The sequence below is a fragment of the Bacillus sp. FSL R5-0422 genome (genome assembly GCF_038610765.1).
In the GTDB taxonomy this organism is placed as follows: domain Bacteria; phylum Bacillota; class Bacilli; order Bacillales; family Bacillaceae; genus Bacillus; species Bacillus pumilus_O.
Genome location: NZ_CP152014.1, coordinates 2,518,459 through 2,537,637, shown reverse-complemented (window position 1 = coordinate 2,537,637; position 19,179 = coordinate 2,518,459). Strand labels below are relative to the sequence as shown.

Sequence of the window (19,179 nt, the reverse complement as noted above, 5' to 3'; positions counted from 1 at the left end):
CATACCAATGTTAAGCTGAAGAGGGAGTGACAGTAGTCTATGAAGAAAACACTTCAGGCTTTGTTTGATCAGCCCATCGTATCAGTTGAAACGTTAGGAGAACAGTACGAGGGACGGGCGAATGATGTGTGGCTGATCTCCTTACAAGACAAAACGGAATATGTGGTGAAATCTCCTAAAATGACAAGAGCAGAAAGTGAATTTGTATATGGGATCAACAAGATCTATGGAGTAAATGCCCATACAGGACAAGAACATCTCGATCAAATCAATGAAAAGCTGGCTCTAACGAATTCCTTTCATATCCCGAAAGTCGTTCGTAAAGTGAAGAAGGCAGGGAAACATGATGATGTCATGGAAAAAGTAGAAGGAACCCCTTTAACATCTTTTGAGCGGCGTTCATCACGCTTCTATCAAGATTACGGGAGGAAACTAGCGCTTCTTCATTCATATCGGACAAACTCTTTAGGTGCAGTATACGGGGCAGAAACGAGACATTTGAGAGAATACCATCCACTTTTAAAAACGGCTGTCTCTAAACTTTTAAGCCGCTATTATGCAGACCAGCCTGAATTTCAGCGTTATGGAGAAATGGTCCAGCAAAAGCTAGATCACCTCAGTCCTCCTGAATCAGCCAGTCTCATTTTAATTGATTTAGATCCATCGCAATATATTGAAAAAGATGATCAAGTGACGAGTCTAGTTGATACGGAATATGTTGTGTTTGGACCAGCTGCGTTTGATTTTATTGCATTGGAATACCTTTTGACGAAAGAAGCTGCACACGATGTTCAGTTAGGCTATGAAGAGATTTGTCCGCTTCCTCGCCAGCTTCATGAGGTGAGAGAATGCTATCGTTTTGTTTCGCTGCTTCTAGATATTCATGGCTCGTGGGATATCCAAAAGTGGATGAATCATCCTACATTTTTTCATTCTAAATAGAAATAGCAGAAAGGGTTCATAAGTGCGCCAGATGCTGGTTTATAGTAAAGTAAAGATAACAAACGAAACACATGAACTTGCAACCTTTGCTTTAGGAGGAGATTGTGTGCGACACGCATTAATAACAGCGGGTTCTAAAGGACTTGGCAGGAAAGTCACCGAGTCTTTACTGAATATGGGGTATTCTGTGACAGTCAATTATCGAAGTGATGATGAAGCTGTGCGGCAGATGAAAGAAGAATTGCAGGAATATGAAGAAAAGCTTCAATTTGTCCAAGGTGACGTGACAAACAAAGAAGATTTAAAGAACATGGTTGAGTTGGCAACCGAGCGATTTGGACGGATCGATGCTTTGATTAACAATGCCGGACCTTATATTTTTGAACGAAAAAAGCTAGCGGATTATTCCGAGGAAGAATGGTATCAAATGATGGAAGGCAACCTATCTGCTGTGTTCCATTTGTTCAGAATGGTCATCCCAATGATGAGAAAGCAAGGTTTCGGCCGAATTGTCACATATGGCTTCCAAGGTGCAGACCATGCGCCAGGATGGATGCACAGATCAGCCTTCGGAGCAGCAAAAGTGGGGCTCGCGTCACTGACGAAAACCATTGCGATTGAAGAAGCAGAAAACGGCATCACGGCCAATATGGTTTGTCCAGGCAAAATCGTTGGTGACATGAAAGAATCGACAATAGAAGAAGCACGCCAGATGAAAGATGATGAAACGCCGATTGGCAGGTCTGGTACTGGAGAAGATATCGGTCGCATCATTTCCTTTCTATGCGATGACCGCTCTGACCTGATTACAGGAACTGTTATCGAAGCAACAGGTGGTCTTAACGTCATTCACAGACATTAAGTTTTTCAGTTTTTTATACAGGGAATAGATGAAATGAGATCAAATTCGAAAGGTGGATATACTCACATGAAAGCTACATATCACGGACATTCAGTCGTACACATTGAAACAAACGGATACCATATTTGGATTGATCCATTTTTAAATGGAAATAAGCACACAGATATCAAACCGCAAGATGTCAAAGCGGATGTCATTTTGCTCACGCATGGGCATGGAGATCACATCGGTGACACCATTGAAATCGCCAAAAATAATGACGCACTCGTTATTGCGCCATTCGAGCTTGCCACTTATTTAGGGTGGCAAGGGGTGAAAACGCACCCGCTTTCGATTGGTGGCGGACGGGAATTTGAATTTGGTAAAGTGAAGCTCACTCAAGCGTTCCATGGTTCTGCTATCATTGATGAAGATGCCAAAACGATTACGTATACAGGCATGCCATCAGGTATTTTATTTACTGCAGAGGGCAAAACGATTTATCATGCCGGAGACACTGCACTCTTTTCAGATATGAAGCTGATCGGGGAACTGAATCATATTGAGCTTGCATTCCTTCCGATCGGTGATAACTTCACGATGGGACCGGACGATGCAAGAATCGCAGCCGAATGGCTTCGAGCGAAGCAAGTCGTGCCAGTTCACTACAGCACATTCCCGCCGATTGAGCAGGACCCACATGCATTTGCAGACAGCCTGCATGGCGGCGTCGGACATGTGTTAAACAGCGGACAATCGATAGAGATTTAATCAACATCGCAAAAAGCCGGCACTCGAAATGCCGGTTTTTTTATTTACACGTATCGTGCTGAAAAAAAGACAAATTGCTATTAAAAGCCTCCTGCCCTTATAATGAAAGTTAGATGAAAACGCTGAAAACAAAAAGGGTGAACGGGATTGGCGACAAAGCATGAACAAATTTTATCGTATATTGATTCATTAGATGTCGGAGAGAAAATTTCTGTCCGGCGTATTGCGAAAGAAATGAAAGTGAGTGAAGGGACCGCTTACCGGGCCATCAAGGATGCCGAAAATAAAGGATTCGTCAGTACCATTGAACGAGTTGGTACCATTCGAATTGAACAGAAGAAAAAAGAAAATATTGAAAAACTGACATATGCAGAAGTGGTCAATGTCATTGACGGACAGGTGCTTGGAGGACGAGCAGGCTTACATAAAACATTAAACAAATTTGTCATCGGAGCGATGGAGCTTGATGCGATGATGCGCTATACGGCAGCTGGCAACCTGCTAATTGTCGGAAATCGGATTAATGCCCACAGACAAGCATTAGAGGCAGGGGCAGCTGTGCTGGTTACAGGCGGATTCTCAACAGATGATGAAATCATTCAGCTCGCAGATAAGCTTGAGCTGCCGATCTTATCGACAAGCTACGATACATTTACCGTAGCAGCACTCATTAACCGGGCTATTTATGATCAACTCATAAAAAAAGAGATCGTGCTTGTGGAAGATATTTTAACGCCGATAGAACGAACGGTGTATTTATCACCAGATGATAAGCTTGAAAAATGGTATGAAAAGAACTATGAAACTGGCCATGGCCGCTTTCCGGTCGCAGATGACCAAATGAAGATTCACGGCATTCTCACCTCAAAGGATATCGCGGGGCATGACCGCTCCGCGCCGATTGAAAAGGTCATGACGAAAAACCCGCTGACAGTCATTGGCAAAACCTCTGTTGCTTCTGCTGCTCAAATGATGGTATGGGAAGGTATTGAGGTGCTGCCAGTTGTAGACGATTATGCAAAACTGATTGGAATGATCAGCCGTCAGGACGTACTGAAGGCGCTCCAAATGATTCAAAAGCAGCCACAGGTCGGAGAAAAACTGGATGATGTTGTCTCAAGAGGGTTTAAAGAGACTGATACAGAAAAGCCAAAGGCAGATGCCGTGTATCAATATGAGGTCACACCACAAATGACAAACCAGCTCGGAAACATTTCATATGGCGTGTTCACGCAAATTTTAATTGAATCCGCCAACCGCTTCTTAAAGTCTCATAAAAAAGGGGAGCTGATTGTCGAAAGTCTCTCTGTCTACTTCTTAAAACCGGTTCAAATGGAATCCACGATACAGATCAAGCCAAATATTTTAGAAGTAGGCCGCAAGTTTGGAAAGCTAGAAGTGGAAGTTTATCATCAATCGAATATCGTCGGTAAAGCCATGCTGATGGTGCAGCTCATGGAGAGGGGATAATCGTATCAGGACGATGATGAAAAAGACAAAGGGCTAAAATAAACATCATTTTAGCCCTTCTCTCCTATTATGCGTGATCTTTTTCGCCTTCCTTTAAAAAGAGCGGAAGGTAATGCTTGTAGGCTTTATATCCAGCCCACGTACTGCCGATACCGACAGCAACAAAAATAAATCCAATGACAAATGCGAGTGACGAGCGGTTTAAAAATAATTGATTCACACCGAAGAGCAGGACAAAGCAGCCAAGTGCCATACTGGATTTCGCCGACCAAAATTTCTTCTCGACTGGGCGGTTCGTACGGACATTCTTTGCTTTGTAGTATAAATAAAACATGGCAGAACAAATAATAAACACAATCAAAACAAGCATGTGCCAAGCCTCCATTGTAAGTGGTTACAACCCTATTTTAAACGTAAATAGGCTTGCTTACTAGAATAAATTGTCTATTCCTCACTTTTCCGTCAGGATAGATTATGATTTAATAATAAAAAGAGTATCGGATAAGAAGGAGTTTTTATGAAAAAAGAACTGATTAGAACCATATCATTATATGACACCATCATCATTCATAGACATGTAAGACCAGATCCTGATGCGTATGGATCACAGTGCGGCCTTACGGAAATCTTGCGTGCCACCTATCCAGAAAAAAATATTTATGCGACGGGAACACCGGAGCCAACCCTTTCATTTTTGTATGAACTTGATGAAGTGCCGGATGACGTGTACAAAGATGCCCTTGTCATTGTCTGCGATACAGCCAATCAAGCAAGAATTGATGATCAGCGCTATTCAATGGGCGATAAGCTGATGAAAATTGACCATCATCCAAATGAAGATCCGTATGGTGATTTGCTTTGGGTGGATACAGAGGCAAGCTCTGTGAGCGAAATGATTTATGAATTATATTTAGAGGGGAAAGAAGAAGGATATCAGCTGAATACAAAGGCGGCTGAACTCATTTATGCCGGCATTGTAGGAGACACAGGCCGCTTCCTTTTCCCAAACACGACGAAAAAGACGCTCAAATATGCTGGAGAACTGATTGAATATCCATTCTCATCTTCAGACCTTTTCAATCAATTGTATGAGACGGATCTGAATGTCGTGAAATTAAATGGCTATATTTTTCAACATATTTCTTTGTCAGAGAATGGGGTCGCTTCTGTTTTCATTAAACAGGATATATTGGAATCGTTCCAAACGACAGCGCAGCAAGCCTCACAGCTTGTTGGGACACTTGGAAATATTGCAGGGATTAAGGCATGGGTCTTTTTTGTGGAAGAAAATGATCAGATTCGTGTGAGATTCCGCTCGAAAGGCGTTGTCATTAATACGATTGCGAAAAAATATCATGGCGGCGGCCACCCGCTTGCAGCTGGAGCGTCTATTTATGATTGGGCCGTGGCAGATGAGATTTTGCGTGATTTAGAAGAAGTATGTAAATCATCATCATGAGAGAGGGGGATTCAAGTCCCCTCTCTCTTTTTTTGTCATAGAGAAAAGGGTTACTTGCATACAGGGATAAACCAGCAGCCGATGTCAGTTGAATCTTCATAGGCTTGGAGATTTTGATGCTTTAATTCTTTTTTAATTAAATGAGCCATCATTTCTGTCTCAGCATAAGCACACATGCCGTCTTTGATCCGGCTTGCTTTGTCTCTTGCCATTTGACGATAGCTATAAACCTCCATTGTCCTCACCTCTTTCTGTTTTAGATCTCGTTCTACTTTTAGTGTATAAAAATTAAGGGGGAAAAGCGATCATTGAGTGCAGAAATTCATAAAAATTCCACATGATCATTTATTCAGCAAATGAAATGCGCACTTCAAGTGAAAGCTTCGTATAAATCGTCAGCTCTGTCACTTTGGCGCGGTATGCCTTTTCCCGAATGGTATATTCTTTGTTTTCGACCGTGCGTTTTAATAATTCCTTTGTTTTATAGACACTTTCAATATCCTTTGTAATAACCTCTGAGATATCCTCCTTGACCTGATCTTCAAATTTTAGCGTATCTGGCTCAGGGATTTTATATTGCTCACGATTGACGAGATGGACATCTACGCTTTGGATCAGCAGTCGCTTTTTATTATCCTCATTTAACTTATGCAAATCTTCCCGATAGAGTGTGATTTGTTCTTTCAGACTGTTCATATGGTGCTGCTGACTTCTCAGCAATGTCACCTGCTTTTCCTGAAAGGTTCCGTATGTAAAAAGGAAAATGAGCCAGCTCACAATCGCGCCAAACATCATTCCTGCAAAAAAACGCTGCCAGCCTGGACGTTTGTAAAGCTCCGGCACCCTCATGATGACACATGCTCCTGGGTGAGCCACGTGATAATGAGATAACCCGTTTGCGCACCGCCCATGGCAGAGACAATTAATAAAATCTGCTTGAAAATATCACGCGTGTTCCCTTCAAAAATGCCTCTTTCAAAGCTATAAACAGCATCAAACGTTCCGCCGATAGCTGCGACAAGCGCCCAAATCTTTAAACGATTGGCAAGACTCGTAATAATGGATAAAGGCGGCTGACCAGCCAAATAAGCACCAACACCGCCTATAATGGCACCCCCCAAAATGACCCCAAGTGCAATAAAATAACAGCTAATAAAATTTGGAATAAAAGCTTCCTTCACATCCATTTTGTCCACCTCACTCAATTCAATATATGGCGTGTGCAGGACAAGTATGAACGGACAGAAAAGAAAGAACATTTGTTTCTCATCGCATCGCGTTTTATAATGAAAGAATGACTTTAGACGAAAGGAGTGGATTAAGCATGTCTTATGTTCATCTTCAGGTCCACAGTGGATACAGCTTATTAAGCAGTGCAGCAAAAGTAAAGGAGCTCGTGCTGAAAGCAAAAGAACTTGGCTACAAGGCGCTCGCTCTTACCGATGACCATGTGATGTATGGAACGGTTGAATTTTATAAGGAATGTAAAAAACATGACATCAAGCCGGTCATCGGTTTAACAGCTTCTGTCTTCATAGATGAACAAGAGACAGAGGCTTATCCCTTGGTACTCCTTGCCAAAAACAATGAAGGCTATCAAAACTTGATCAAAATCAGCAGTGTGCTGAAATCAAAATCAAAAGCCGGACTGAAAGAGAAATGGCTGAAAAGCTATCACCGCGGGCTCATTGCCATCACGCCAGGTGTTTCTGGGTACATTGAAACGCTGCTTCAGCATGATCAGATAGAAGAAGCGCATCATGCGGCGAAACAATTGAAACATATTTTCGGTGAGGGGCATGTGTACATCGCACTTCAACCATTTCAGCAAGACGAATCGCTTGTCGCTAAACTGAGGGGTGTTTCAAAAAGTGTGGACATTCCTCTTGTTGCGACAGGAGATGTCCACTACATCAACCTGGAAGATAAAACCGCCTATACGTGTTTAAAGGCGATTAAAGAAGGAAAGCAGCTACCTGAGGTTGAGGAAGACCGAGCAGAAAAGCATTTCAGAACCTTTGATGAAATGAAGGAATGGTATACGCAGGATCCGAAGCTACTGACAAGAACAGTAGAGATCGCAGACCGCTGTGAAGTCGATCTGAATCTTGGGCAGACAAAACTCCCATCTTATCCGACCCCTGATCAATCCACAGCAGATCAATTTTTACGCAAAGTGTGTGCGGAAGGGATGAAGCAAAGAAAGATTGCTTCAAATGACGCGTATGTGAAAAGACTTGAGTACGAACTGAGCATTATCCAAAAAATGAATTTCAGTGATTATTTTCTCATCGTGTGGGATTTTATGAAGTATGCCCATGACCAAGGCATTGTCACAGGGCCGGGCCGGGGATCGGCTGCAGGCTCACTTGTTGCCTATGTACTGTTTATTACGGATGTTGATCCGCTCCGTCACGGGCTATTATTTGAGCGTTTCCTAAATCCTGAGCGAATTAGTATGCCTGATATTGATATTGATTTCCCCGATACGAGAAGAGATGAAATCATTTCTTATGTAAAAGACAAATACGGAAACATGCATGTGGCGCAAATTGTCACGTTTGGAACCCTTGCAGCAAAAGCAGCTTTAAGAGATGTCGGACGTGTGATGGGGATTGATTCAAAGGCAGCAGACCGTCTTGCAAAGCTGATTCCATCAAAGCCAGGAACGACGCTGAAAGAAGCGTTGACTGCATCTTCTGAATTAAAAACGATGCTCCAGCAGTCCGAAGAACTCAGCCAAGTCTTTCAAACTGCTTTAAAGGTAGAAGGCTTGCCAAGACATACATCGACACATGCAGCCGGCGTTGTGCTGAGCGAGGAGCCGCTGACAGAGGTCGTTCCCATACAAGACGGCCATGATGGTGTGTATTTAACGCAGTATGCGATGAATTATTTAGAAGATCTTGGACTTTTAAAGATGGATTTCTTAGGACTTAGAAACTTAACCTTAATTGAATCCATTAAAAACCAGATTGAAAGACAGGAAAACGTCCACATTAACTTTAGTGACATTTCATATGAAGACCAGAAAACATTTGAATTGTTATCAGCAGGAGATACAACAGGGATTTTTCAGCTTGAATCACAAGGAATGCGTCAGGTGCTGAGACGCTTAAAGCCCTCTAGTTTAGAAGACATCGTGGCAGTCAATGCCCTCTATCGTCCAGGTCCAATGGAGAATATCCCGCTTTTTATCGACCGAAAGCACGGCAGAGTCAAGGTCTCTTACCCGCATCCTGATTTGTATGACATTTTAAAAGACACTTATGGGGTCATTGTCTATCAGGAGCAAATTATGCTAATTGCAGCGAAGATGGCAGGCTTTCAGCTGGGCGAGGCAGATCTATTAAGAAGAGCAGTTTCAAAGAAGGATAAAAAGGTTCTTGATGAAGAGCGGAGCCATTTTGTTGAAGGATGCCTAAAAAAGGAGTATCCTGTTAACATTGCAAATGACGTTTATGACTTAATCGTCAAATTTGCAAACTATGGTTTTAATAGAAGCCATGCTGTTGCATATAGCATGATTGGCTTTCAGCTTGCTTACTTAAAAGCGCATTATCCGTTATATTTTATGTGCGGACTTTTAACGAGTGTGATTGGAAATGAAGACAAAGTCGCTCAATATTTCTATGAGGCAAAGGAAAAAGGGATATCTGTGTTGAAGCCTTCTATTAATAAGAGTGAATTTCCATTTACGGTTGAAAAAGGGGAGATCCGCTACAGCTTAAGAGCGATCAAAAATGTCGGAGTGTCAGCTGTAAAGGATATATACAGAGCAAGACAAGAAAAGCCGTTTGAAGATTTATTTGATTTTTGCGCAAGAGTATCAGCTAAGAGTGTCAACCGAAAAACGATTGAAGCGCTCATTTTTTCAGGGGCGATGGATGAGCTTTATCCAAATCGTGCTTCGTTATTGGCATCAATAGATATTGCATTAGATCATGTGTCATTTTTAAATCCAGATGATCAGCTCGACTTTCTGGGGGATACAACCTTCTCCATTAAGCCAAAATATGCGGAGATAGAAGAATTGCCGCTTGTCGATCTCTTGCAATTTGAAAAAGAGGCACTTGGACTATATTTATCAAATCATCCTGTACAAGCGTACCGAGATCGCTTAAGAGAGAATGGTGCACTGGAGATCATCAGGCTTTCTTCCTATATAAAGCGAAAGGTCTCAATGGGTGGTCTTTTGACAAAAGTGAAATCGATTCGAACAAAAAATGGACAGTCGATGGCATTTGTGACATTTGGGGATGAAACGGGAGAAATGGAAGGCGTTGTCTTTCCAGAGCAATTTAGAAAGCTGTCCCCCTTACTTGAGGAGGGCGCAATGCTTTATGTTGAAGGCAGAATAGATGTCAGAAATGACAGCAGTCAGATCATCGTGCAAGAAGCCGTTCTACTTGAAGAGATGGGTATACAAAGAAAAGAGTCTGTCTACATTCGGGTGAAAGAAGAAAATCATACGCAGGAGCTGCTAGAGCAAGTAAAACGGGTGATCTCGATGCACAGCGGAGGAGCAGATGTCTATTTGTACTATGAGAAGCAAAAAAAGACAGTGAGACTTCCAGATGCATTCAAAGTTCATGCAGATCATGCTGTCATTTTCCAATTAAAAGAGCTGCTCGGTGAACAAAACGTTGTGATTAAATGATGACAAATCGCCTGAATATGTTTTACAAATTCACCTATTGTGTTATCATTTTAAAGATTCTGTGTATTTAAAACTGCCAGTATGTGCTTATCAACTTAGCAATTCATTAAATCATTTTCCACTTGAAGGAGTGTTCATCACATGTCATTAAGAGAAGAAGCATTACATATGCACAAAGAGAATCAAGGCAAACTTGAATCAAAATCAAAAGTACAAGTGAAAAATGCGAAAGACTTGAGCTTGGCTTACTCACCTGGTGTTGCAGAACCATGTAAAGATATTTATGACGACACAAGCAAAGTGTATGATTATACAATGAAAGGCAATATGGTCGCTGTTGTCACAGACGGAAGCGCTGTTTTAGGGCTTGGAAATATTGGTGCAGAAGCATCTCTTCCAGTAATGGAAGGAAAAGCTGTATTATTCAAAAGCTTCGCTGGCGTTGATGCCTTCCCAATCGCGCTTGCGACAAACGATGTTGACAAAATCGTTGAAACAGTCAAGCTTCTTGAGCCAACGTTTGGCGGTGTCAACCTTGAAGATATTGCAGCTCCAAACTGCTTCATTATCGAAGAGCGCTTGAAAAAAGAGACAAACATTCCAGTGTTCCACGATGATCAGCACGGAACAGCGATTGTGACAGTAGCAGGACTTGTAAATGCGCTGAAACTGTCTGGAAAATCAATGTCCTCTATCAAAGTGGTAGCAAACGGCGCTGGAGCCGCGGGAATTGCAATTATCAAGCTTCTATATCATTTCGGTGTACGTGATATCATCATGTGTGATACAAAAGGCGCAATTTACGAAGGCCGCCCGAACGGTATGAATGCAGTGAAAAATGAAGTAGCTAAATTCACGAACCAAGACCGTAAAGAAGGTTCATTAGAAGAAGTGATTGAAGGCGCTGACGTTTTCATCGGAGTTTCAGTAGCGGGCGCTTTAACAAAAGAAATGGTTGGCAAAATGGCAAAAGATCCTGTCATCTTCGCAATGGCGAATCCTAATCCAGAGATTATGCCAGAAGATGCACATGCAGCAGGCGCAAGTGTTGTAGGAACTGGCCGTTCTGACTTCCCGAACCAAGTAAACAACGTACTTGCATTCCCAGGCATTTTCCGCGGAGCATTAGATGTACGTGCAACTCACATTAACGAAGAAATGAAAATTGCAGCCGTAGAAGCAATTGCTTCTCTTGTTTCAGATGATAAATTGTCAGCTGAATACGTCATCCCAGAACCATTTGATGCACGTGTAGCACCAGCGGTAGCAAAAGCAGTAGCAAAAGCAGCAATGGAAACTGGCGTTGCAAGAATCAAAGTCGACCCAGAAGAAGTCGCTGAAAAAACAAGAAAATTAACGATTATCGGCGAATAATCAATTGGAAAAGTGTGCACGTTCTTTCTGAAATTGGAGGAAAGACGTGCACCATTTCCTCTCATACGCGAAAAATTTTTCATCCGACATGATATTTTTTTGTAGACGTTCACAATTCACATATATCAACTGCTCAGCGCCCCAAACACATACTCATTTCTCATCAATTCCCCACTGAAAAAATTGAATGAAGGATGACAGCGTTTGACAAAAAAAGTACAATAGTTTCGGTACAGTTATGACATGTCCTATAATAGTGGATGTGCGTGTAAAGAAAAAACCCTTCAAAAAGGGAGGTAGTCATTTGTCAATCAAAAATATTTTCAGTAAAAAGAAAAAATATGCATCTGTACCCTCTGAACAGGCAAGTCAAGATGTGCCTGAAGGCATCATGACCAAATGTCCGCAATGTAAAAAAATAATGCTCACCAAAGAACTAGATAAAAATTTACGTGTTTGCATGAATTGCGGCCGACATTTGCAAATGAATGCAAAACAGCGTATTGACAGCCTTGTTGACGAAGGCACATTTGAAGAATTTAACGGGCACCTGATCTCAGAAAACCCGCTCGGATTCCCAGGCTACGAAGAAAAGCTTGAGAAAGACAGAGAAAAAACGTCTTTGAATGAAGCCATTGTCACAGGTCAAGGTGAAATTGAAGGCAAGCGTGCTGTGATTGCTGTCATGGATGCCACATTCCGTATGGGTAGCATGGGCTCAGTTGTTGGTGAAAAGATCACACTTGCGATTGAGAAAGCAAAAGCGGACAAGGTGCCATTTATCATCTTTACTGCATCAGGCGGAGCGAGAATGCAAGAGGGAATTCTCAGTCTTATGCAGATGGCAAAAACAAGTTCAGCATTAAAACTGTTCAGTGAGGACCAAGGTTTGATTATCTCTGTGATGACGAACCCAACAACTGGCGGAGTATCAGCTAGTTTCGCGTCTCTTGGTGATTACAACTTTGCAGAACCTGGTGCTTTAATTGGGTTTGCAGGTCGTAGAATCATTGAACAAACAATTCGTGAAGACCTGCCAGAGGACTTCCAAACGGCTGAATTTTTGCTGAAGCATGGACAGCTGGATGCTGTCATTCATCGTGCAGAGATGAAAGAAACATTAGGCCGAATCTTAGCATTACACAGCACAGGAGGTGAACGAGAGTGGCTGGAGAACTAGAATTTGAAAAACCTGTCATTGAACTTCGAGCGAAAATTGATGAACTGAAAAAGTTCACACAAAACTCAGAAATGGATTTAAGTGCAGAAATTGAGCGTCTTGAAACACGTCTGAGCAAACTTGAAGCAGACATTTATACAAATTTAAAGCCGTGGGACAGAGTACAGATTGCTCGTCATGCGATGCGCCCAACAACTCTCGATTACATTCAAGAGCTGTTTGACAACTTTTTCGAGTGTCACGGTGACCGTTTTTATGGCGATGATGAAGCGATCGTTGGAGGAATTGCCACGTTTAAAGGGCTTCCTGTTACAGTGATTGGCCATCAGCGCGGTAAAGATACAAAAGAAAACTTGCGCCGTAATTTCGGAATGCCTCATCCAGAAGGCTACCGTAAAGCGCTGCGCTTGATGAAACAAGCAGATAAATTTAATCGTCCGATCATTTGCTTTATTGATACAAAAGGAGCTTATCCTGGTAAAGCAGCTGAAGAACGTGGGCAAAGTGAAGCAATTGCGAAAAACCTATTCGAAATGGCAGGACTTCGTGTACCGGTTGTCTGTATTGTCATTGGAGAAGGCGGAAGTGGCGGCGCACTAGGCTTAGGCGTAGGAAACCACCTATACATGCTAGAGAATTCAACGTATTCAGTGATTTCACCTGAAGGTGCAGCAGCACTGCTCTGGAAGGACTCATCACTTGCGAAAAAAGCTGCAGAATCAATGAAGATTACGGCTCCAGACCTAAAAGAATTAGATATTATAGATGATGTTATTAAAGAAGTGCAAGGTGGAGCACATCGAGACGTGAAACAACAAGCAGCCTACATTGAAAAAACATTAAAACAGTCACTTACATCTTTGCTCAAACTAACACCTGAAGAACTAGTCGAACAAAGATATCAAAAATACAAAGCAATCGGGAAAGTATCGGTTGAAAATCAATATATTGGGGTAAACTAAATAAACGTACAGCCTTTTTGGCTGGCGTTTATTTTTTTCATCTTTTTTCATGAAAACCGTCCTCATGTAAGCGCTATTTGAAAATAATTTTCTTTTGTTTTCATAAAGTTTAAAACGTCTGAAAACCTTGATGCGGTGGGCTTTTGAGGAATGGAACCTCCTCGTTTTTGAAAGAATTGCTTTCATGACTTTCTTAACTTTTGTTTAAAAACGGTTTATTTAATTGTATAATAAGGACGGTTTTAGAAATACAAATTGAAAACATCCTGTTTTGCTCATGATTGTTTTCAAGCAGTGGAAATGGTATGTTTAATTCATATATGGTCTCTGAGGTGAAAAAGATGAAGCGTATAGGAGTTTTAACGAGCGGTGGGGATTCCCCAGGAATGAATGCAGCTGTGCGCGCAGTTGTAAGGAAAGCAATTTACCATAATGTTGAAGTTTACGGTATTTATAATGGATATTCAGGTCTAATTAACGGTAAAATTGAGAAACTTGAAATAGGTTCAGTTGGCGATATCATTCATCGTGGAGGAACAAAACTTTACACGGCAAGATGCCCTGAATTCAAGACAGTTGAAGGTCGTGAAAAAGGCATTGAGAACTTAAAAAAATTCGGTATTGAAGGACTTGTTGTGATCGGCGGAGACGGTTCATTCATGGGAGCAAAGAAATTAACGGAGCTCGGTTTTCCATGTGTAGGTGTCCCGGGTACAATCGACAATGATATCCCAGGTACTGATTTCACTATTGGCTTTGATACAGCACTGAACACAGTCATTGACGCCATTGATAAAATTCGTGATACAGCCACATCTCATGAACGTACATACGTAGTGGAAGTAATGGGAAGACATGCTGGTGATATTGCTCTTTGGTCAGGTCTTGCAGGCGGAGCCGAATCGATTTTGATTCCTGAAGCAGACTATGACATGGATGAAATTATCGCGAGATTAAGAAGAGGGCACGAGCGCGGCAAGAAGCACAGTATCATCATCGTCGCAGAAGGCGTAGGCAGCGGTGTTGAATTTGGTAAGCGGATTGAAGAGGAGACAAGCCTTGAAACCCGTGTATCTGTCTTAGGACATATTCAGCGCGGAGGTTCTCCAAGTGCGTTTGACCGAGTACTCGCAAGCCGTTTAGGAGCATACGCAGTAGAACTTCTTCTTGAAGGAAAAGGCGGACGCTGTGTAGGTATTTTAAGCAACGAACTCGTTCACCATGATATTTTAGATATCTTAGATAAAAAACATACAGTCGATCAAAATATGTACCGACTTTCACAAGAGCTCTCTATATAAAACGAGAAGACCTTAGGAGGAACAGTAATGAGAAAGACAAAAATCGTTTGTACAATCGGTCCAGCAAGTGAAACCATTGAAAAGCTGACTGAATTGATTGAAGCAGGAATGAATGTAGCCAGACTAAACTTCTCTCATGGAGATTTTGAAGAGCATGGTGCACGCATCGAAAACATTCGTAAAGCAGGGAAAACATTAGGCAAGGACATTGCGATCCTTCTTGATACAAAAGGTCCAGAGATCCGTACACGTACAGTTGAAAACGGCTCAATTGAGCTAGTCGCTGGTGCAGATCTCATCGTAAGTATGGAAGACATTGTTGGAAATACGGAAAAAATTAGTGTGACATATGAAGATTTGATTCATGATGTAGAAGTGGGTTCAACAATCCTTTTAGATGATGGTCTCATTGGTTTAGAAGTGAAAGAACTGAACATGGACCGCAAAGAAATCGTCACAAAGGTCATGAATACAGGCACGCTCAAAAACAAAAAAGGTGTAAACGTACCAGGTGTAAGTGTGAACTTGCCAGGTATTACAGAAAAAGATGCCAATGATATTCTGTTCGGAATTGAACAAGGCGTCGATTTCATCGCAGCTTCTTTTGTGAGACGAGCTTCTGATGTTCTTGAAATTCGTGAGCTTCTTGAAAAGAATAATGCGGCTGACATTCAAATCATTCCTAAGATTGAAAACCAAGAGGGTGTTGATAACATCGATGAAATCCTTGAGGTATCAGACGGATTAATGGTTGCGCGTGGAGATCTTGGTGTAGAGATCCCAGCAGAAGAAGTACCGCTTGTTCAAAAAATGCTCATCAAAAAATGCAATCGCTTAGGCAAACCTGTCATCACAGCAACCCAAATGCTTGATAGCATGCAGCGTAATCCTCGTCCAACTCGTGCGGAAGCAAGTGACGTGGCAAATGCTATTTTTGATGGCACAGATGCGATTATGCTTTCTGGTGAAACAGCAGCAGGAACGTATCCAGTGGAAGCTGTACAAACAATGCATAACATTGCATCACGTTCAGAAGATGCACTCAACTATAAAGCCATTCTTTCTCGCAGAAGCGAAGAAGTAGATGTCAGCATTACTGATGCCATTGGTCAATCTGTTGCACATACAGCGATGAAGCTTGACGTTGCAGCGATTGTGACACCTACGGAAAGCGGTCATACAGCGAGAATGATTTCAAAATATAGACCAAAAGCACCAATCGTAGCAGTCACAGCAAACGAATCAGTTGCAAGAAAGCTATCTCTTGTATTCGGTGTATTTGCAAAGAGTGGATCAAAAACGACGTCTACGGATGAAATGCTAGAGAATGCAGTTGAGAAATCGATTGAAACAGGCTACGTGAGACATGGCGATTTAATCGTTATTACAGCTGGTGTGCCAGTTGGTGAAACAGGTACAACAAACTTAATGAAAGTGTATGTTGTCGGTGACATCATTGCGAAAGGTCAAGGAATTGGCCGTAAATCTGCATTTGGACCGGTTGTCATTGCACAAAGCGGAAAAGAAGCAGAAGAAAAAATGTACGATGGTGCGATTCTTGTCGCAAATTGTACAGATCGTGATATGATGAGTGCCTTAGAGAAAGCATCTGCCTTGATCACTGAAGAAGGCGGCTTAACAAGCCATGCAGCAGTCGTTGGACTCAGCCTTGGCATTCCAGTGATTGTAGGTCTTGATGGAGCTACAACACTCCTAAAAGAAGGCGAAGAAATTACAGTAGATCCGGCACGCGGAGCGATCTACAAAGGTCGTGCAAGCGTCCTATAAATGATACACACGAGGGGAGTTGTCTGACTCCTCTCTTTTTTTATGTTACACTAAAAAAAGTAAAACAGTTTTCGATGAAAGATACCCCATGAGGTGATATGGCTTGAAAAAATATTTGCTACTATTATTAATTCTGTTCCCTGCCGTGGAAATCAGTTTATTTCTAATATCAAGTAAAATCATTGGCATTTTGCCAACGATGCTGTTGATCGTACTCACGAGTGCTTTAGGCGCTTATTTTGCAAGAAAACAAGGAATTGAAGCTTTTCAAAAAGTGCAAAGAGATTTACAATATGGCAAAATGCCAGGGATAACGATAGTTGATGGTTTTTGCATTCTAATCGGTGGTCTGCTGCTGCTCATCCCCGGATTCTTATCGGATATCATCGGTGCGCTGCTGCTCATTCCGATGACGAGAAAGCAAATCAAGCCGCTTTTTGAACGCTGGCTTAGAAACATGTCTAATCGCAATCGCTATACAATTATTCGCTAAAGAGACCTTGAACTAAAGGTCTCTTTTACTTTTGCATGCCGTACCGAATGTACTGATAGATATCGCTGAAAACACCTGCATTACGAAATGCTTGCCACACGACAAGGGAGGCAGGGCCAATGACGAGTCCAAGGAAACCGAACCATTTTAACCCGACAAATAGCGCCACGAGCGTAGCTAAAGGATTAAGTCCAATGGATTTGCTTAAGACTTTTGGCTCTGAAATTTGTCTTTGAATGAGCACGACAATATATAAAATGCCGAGCCCAATGGCGAGTGAAAGGTTACCTGTCATGGCGGAGTAAATGATCCATGGCAGAAAAACAGTGCCGCTCCCGATATAAGGAAGTAAATCGACAAACCCAATACATAAAGCAATGACAAGGGCGTGCTCGACTTTTAAGATCATCAGTCCAATGATGACAAGGCCAATGGTCATGGCAACAAGCAAAAGCTGCGCTTTCATAAAACCAGTAATGGCTTTTTTGATTTCAGATAAAATGGCTCGTGTATGCTGCATCCATTTTGCGGGAAAGATACGAGAACCATATTTTTTTAATGTAAACCAATCTTTCGTAATAAAAAAAGTCGCCAGTGCAGAAAACAAAAGGGTTGCGGCTGCATCAGGCAAAAGACCTAAAAAAGCCGGGATAAGCTCGAGAGTTTTTGAAAGAAAAGTCCCTATTTTTGCAGCAGCTTCATCGCCCAGCGCTTGGATTTGTCCCAAAATTGATTCCTTTTGCCCTGCTTGCAGCGTATTAAATTGGGCGGTTACATCATGGTACAAAGGCAGGATCTTATCTGTAAAAAAACGTTCGACAATCCCAATGATTTGATCAAGGTGTCCAGGTAGAACCTTTGCCAAATAAGCACTTCCTGAGATGATTTCAGCTACTAAGAGTGTGATGAAACCGGCGGCTACTACTAAAAAGAGCAGTAGTACAATGACTACAACGAATCCTCTCGGCATTCCGGTGATCTCTTCTATTTTGCATACGACAGGGTGAATGAGGCAGGAGACAATGAGTGCAATCCAAAAAGGGTATAAAAAAGGAAAAGACTGATATAAAAAGACAACCGCAAATACAGCAATGCTGATCATCATCAAACTTCGTAGAAAAATGGCCATATAGGTGTGATTCACACAATCCCCTCCAAAAAACAAGCATGTCCGATACTTCATTTTATTCAAAAAGATTAGTAATATGAAAAGGTCGCAATAAAAAGAAAGGAAGGGGCGGCGTATGTTTACTCAAGCAAATTTATTTTTGGTTCTTTTACTCGTTATTGCACTTATTGCAAAAAACAATTCATTAATCTTAGCAGTTTCTGTGCTCATTGGGATTAAGCTGATTGGTTTGGATCAAAAGATTTTCCCGGTTCTTCAATCGAAAGGCATCAATTGGGGGGTCACCGTTATTACTATTGCTGTACTTGTCCCTATTGCAACAGGAGACATTGGATTTAAACAGCTTGGAGAAGCAGTGAAATCTTCTTATGCTTGGATTGCACTTGGAGCGGGTATATTAGTAGCATTAATTGCAAAAAACGGTATTGTGCTACTCGAGAATGATCCGCATATCACGACAGCGCTTGTGTTCGGGACGATTTTGGCAGTCAGCTTATTCAAAGGTGTAGCTGTCGGTCCGCTGATCGGAGCAGGAATTGCTTATTTGGCGATGCAGGCTGTGAAATTTTTCAGCGGTTGAAAAGAGAGTGGTTCATGCCACTTTCTTTTTTTATTTTTTTCTTGCGTGAGCTTTTGCAAAAAAACATAATTAAATATAATAAAAGAAGCAAAATCCCTTTATTCCATGCCTGATATGGAAGACTGGAAAAAAAAATATCAAAAAAAATTATAGTTAAACATTTAACAAATGTCTGATTATTGTTTATAATGGGAATAGGCTTAATTTTGAACTCATTGATCACACAAGA

18 protein-coding genes are annotated in these 19,179 nt (G+C 41.7%); 13 read left to right on the top strand and 5 right to left on the bottom strand.

The features are described from left to right. Window positions 1-39 precede the first annotated feature (39 nt). The 4 genes from MKX52_RS12935 (at window position 40) to MKX52_RS12920 (ending at window position 4,024) form a co-directional block, all read left to right on the top strand. On the top strand, window positions 40-942 hold the full coding sequence (locus tag MKX52_RS12935; protein ID WP_342490821.1) for a phosphotransferase: 903 nt from the start codon (window positions 40-42) through the stop codon (window positions 940-942). Between the two features lie 106 nt (window positions 943-1,048). Next, entirely contained in the window at window positions 1,049-1,804 is a 756-nt protein-coding gene (locus MKX52_RS12930; protein WP_144557270.1) for an SDR family oxidoreductase, read from the top strand. Window positions 1,805-1,870: 66 nt separating this feature from the next. Beyond that, complete coding sequence (locus MKX52_RS12925) at window positions 1,871-2,554, top strand: metal-dependent hydrolase (protein ID WP_012010873.1); 684 nt, start codon at window positions 1,871-1,873, stop codon at window positions 2,552-2,554. Window positions 2,555-2,701: 147 nt separating this feature from the next. Further along, window positions 2,702-4,024 (top strand): CBS domain-containing protein, encoded by a 1,323-nt coding sequence (locus tag MKX52_RS12920; protein ID WP_012010872.1) that lies wholly within the window; start codon window positions 2,702-2,704, stop codon window positions 4,022-4,024. 67 nt (window positions 4,025-4,091) lie between these two features. On the opposite strand, the gene MKX52_RS12915 is transcribed toward MKX52_RS12920, so the two are convergent. Further along, window positions 4,092-4,394, bottom strand: coding sequence for a YtpI family protein (locus tag MKX52_RS12915; RefSeq protein ID WP_003216665.1), 303 nt, complete (start codon window positions 4,392-4,394; stop codon window positions 4,092-4,094). Window positions 4,395-4,541: 147 nt separating this feature from the next. Between MKX52_RS12915 and MKX52_RS12910 the strand changes: the two genes are divergently transcribed. Continuing rightward, window positions 4,542-5,483 (top strand): bifunctional oligoribonuclease/PAP phosphatase NrnA, encoded by a 942-nt coding sequence (locus MKX52_RS12910; RefSeq protein WP_044139298.1) that lies wholly within the window; start codon window positions 4,542-4,544, stop codon window positions 5,481-5,483. Window positions 5,484-5,533: 50 nt separating this feature from the next. On the opposite strand, the gene MKX52_RS12905 is transcribed toward MKX52_RS12910, so the two are convergent. The 3 genes from MKX52_RS12905 to MKX52_RS12895 all read right to left on the bottom strand — a co-directional run bounded on the left by MKX52_RS12905 (window position 5,534) and on the right by MKX52_RS12895 (window position 6,670). Then, complete coding sequence (locus MKX52_RS12905; protein WP_003216400.1) at window positions 5,534-5,719, bottom strand: hypothetical protein; 186 nt, start codon at window positions 5,717-5,719, stop codon at window positions 5,534-5,536. A gap of 109 nt (window positions 5,720-5,828) precedes the next feature. Then, the gene (gene ytrI / locus MKX52_RS12900) at window positions 5,829-6,332 is read right to left on the bottom strand and encodes a sporulation membrane protein YtrI (RefSeq protein ID WP_012010869.1); all 504 of its coding nucleotides are present in this window, start codon (window positions 6,330-6,332) and stop codon (window positions 5,829-5,831) included. Beyond that, a complete protein-coding gene (locus MKX52_RS12895; RefSeq protein ID WP_012010868.1) occupies window positions 6,329-6,670 on the bottom strand; it encodes a YtrH family sporulation protein in 342 nt (113 codons plus the stop codon). Before MKX52_RS12895 ends, ytrI begins: the two co-directional genes overlap by 4 nt. Before the next feature lie 137 nt (window positions 6,671-6,807). On the opposite strand from MKX52_RS12895, the gene dnaE reads away from it, so the two are divergent. The 7 genes from dnaE to MKX52_RS12860 all read left to right on the top strand — a co-directional run bounded on the left by dnaE (window position 6,808) and on the right by MKX52_RS12860 (window position 17,241). Further along, window positions 6,808-10,143 (top strand): DNA polymerase III subunit alpha, encoded by a 3,336-nt coding sequence (gene dnaE, locus MKX52_RS12890; RefSeq protein WP_342490820.1) that lies wholly within the window; start codon window positions 6,808-6,810, stop codon window positions 10,141-10,143. Window positions 10,144-10,284: 141 nt separating this feature from the next. Beyond that, complete coding sequence (locus MKX52_RS12885; protein ID WP_003216785.1) at window positions 10,285-11,517, top strand: malic enzyme-like NAD(P)-binding protein; 1,233 nt, start codon at window positions 10,285-10,287, stop codon at window positions 11,515-11,517. A gap of 304 nt (window positions 11,518-11,821) precedes the next feature. Further along, on the top strand, window positions 11,822-12,697 hold the full coding sequence (accD, locus tag MKX52_RS12880) for an acetyl-CoA carboxylase, carboxyltransferase subunit beta (protein ID WP_012010866.1): 876 nt from the start codon (window positions 11,822-11,824) through the stop codon (window positions 12,695-12,697). Next, a complete protein-coding gene (accA, locus tag MKX52_RS12875; RefSeq protein ID WP_003216264.1) occupies window positions 12,682-13,659 on the top strand; it encodes an acetyl-CoA carboxylase carboxyl transferase subunit alpha in 978 nt (325 codons plus the stop codon). Before accD ends, accA begins: the two co-directional genes overlap by 16 nt. 341 nt (window positions 13,660-14,000) lie before the next feature. Further along, the gene (pfkA, locus tag MKX52_RS12870; protein WP_119125715.1) at window positions 14,001-14,960 is read left to right on the top strand and encodes a 6-phosphofructokinase; all 960 of its coding nucleotides are present in this window, start codon (window positions 14,001-14,003) and stop codon (window positions 14,958-14,960) included. A gap of 27 nt (window positions 14,961-14,987) precedes the next feature. Continuing rightward, on the top strand, window positions 14,988-16,748 hold the full coding sequence (pyk, locus tag MKX52_RS12865; RefSeq protein ID WP_342490819.1) for a pyruvate kinase: 1,761 nt from the start codon (window positions 14,988-14,990) through the stop codon (window positions 16,746-16,748). A 103-nt stretch (window positions 16,749-16,851) separates the two neighbouring features. Further along, on the top strand, window positions 16,852-17,241 hold the full coding sequence (locus MKX52_RS12860) for an FxsA family protein (RefSeq protein ID WP_342490818.1): 390 nt from the start codon (window positions 16,852-16,854) through the stop codon (window positions 17,239-17,241). A 25-nt stretch (window positions 17,242-17,266) separates the two neighbouring features. Here the strand turns inward: MKX52_RS12860 and ytvI are convergent, their stop codons facing one another. Beyond that, the gene (gene ytvI / locus MKX52_RS12855; RefSeq protein WP_144469191.1) at window positions 17,267-18,385 is read right to left on the bottom strand and encodes a sporulation integral membrane protein YtvI; all 1,119 of its coding nucleotides are present in this window, start codon (window positions 18,383-18,385) and stop codon (window positions 17,267-17,269) included. A gap of 100 nt (window positions 18,386-18,485) precedes the next feature. On the opposite strand from ytvI, the gene MKX52_RS12850 reads away from it, so the two are divergent. Continuing rightward, entirely contained in the window at window positions 18,486-18,950 is a 465-nt protein-coding gene (locus MKX52_RS12850) for a DUF441 domain-containing protein (protein ID WP_012010861.1), read from the top strand. Window positions 18,951-19,179 lie beyond the last annotated feature (229 nt).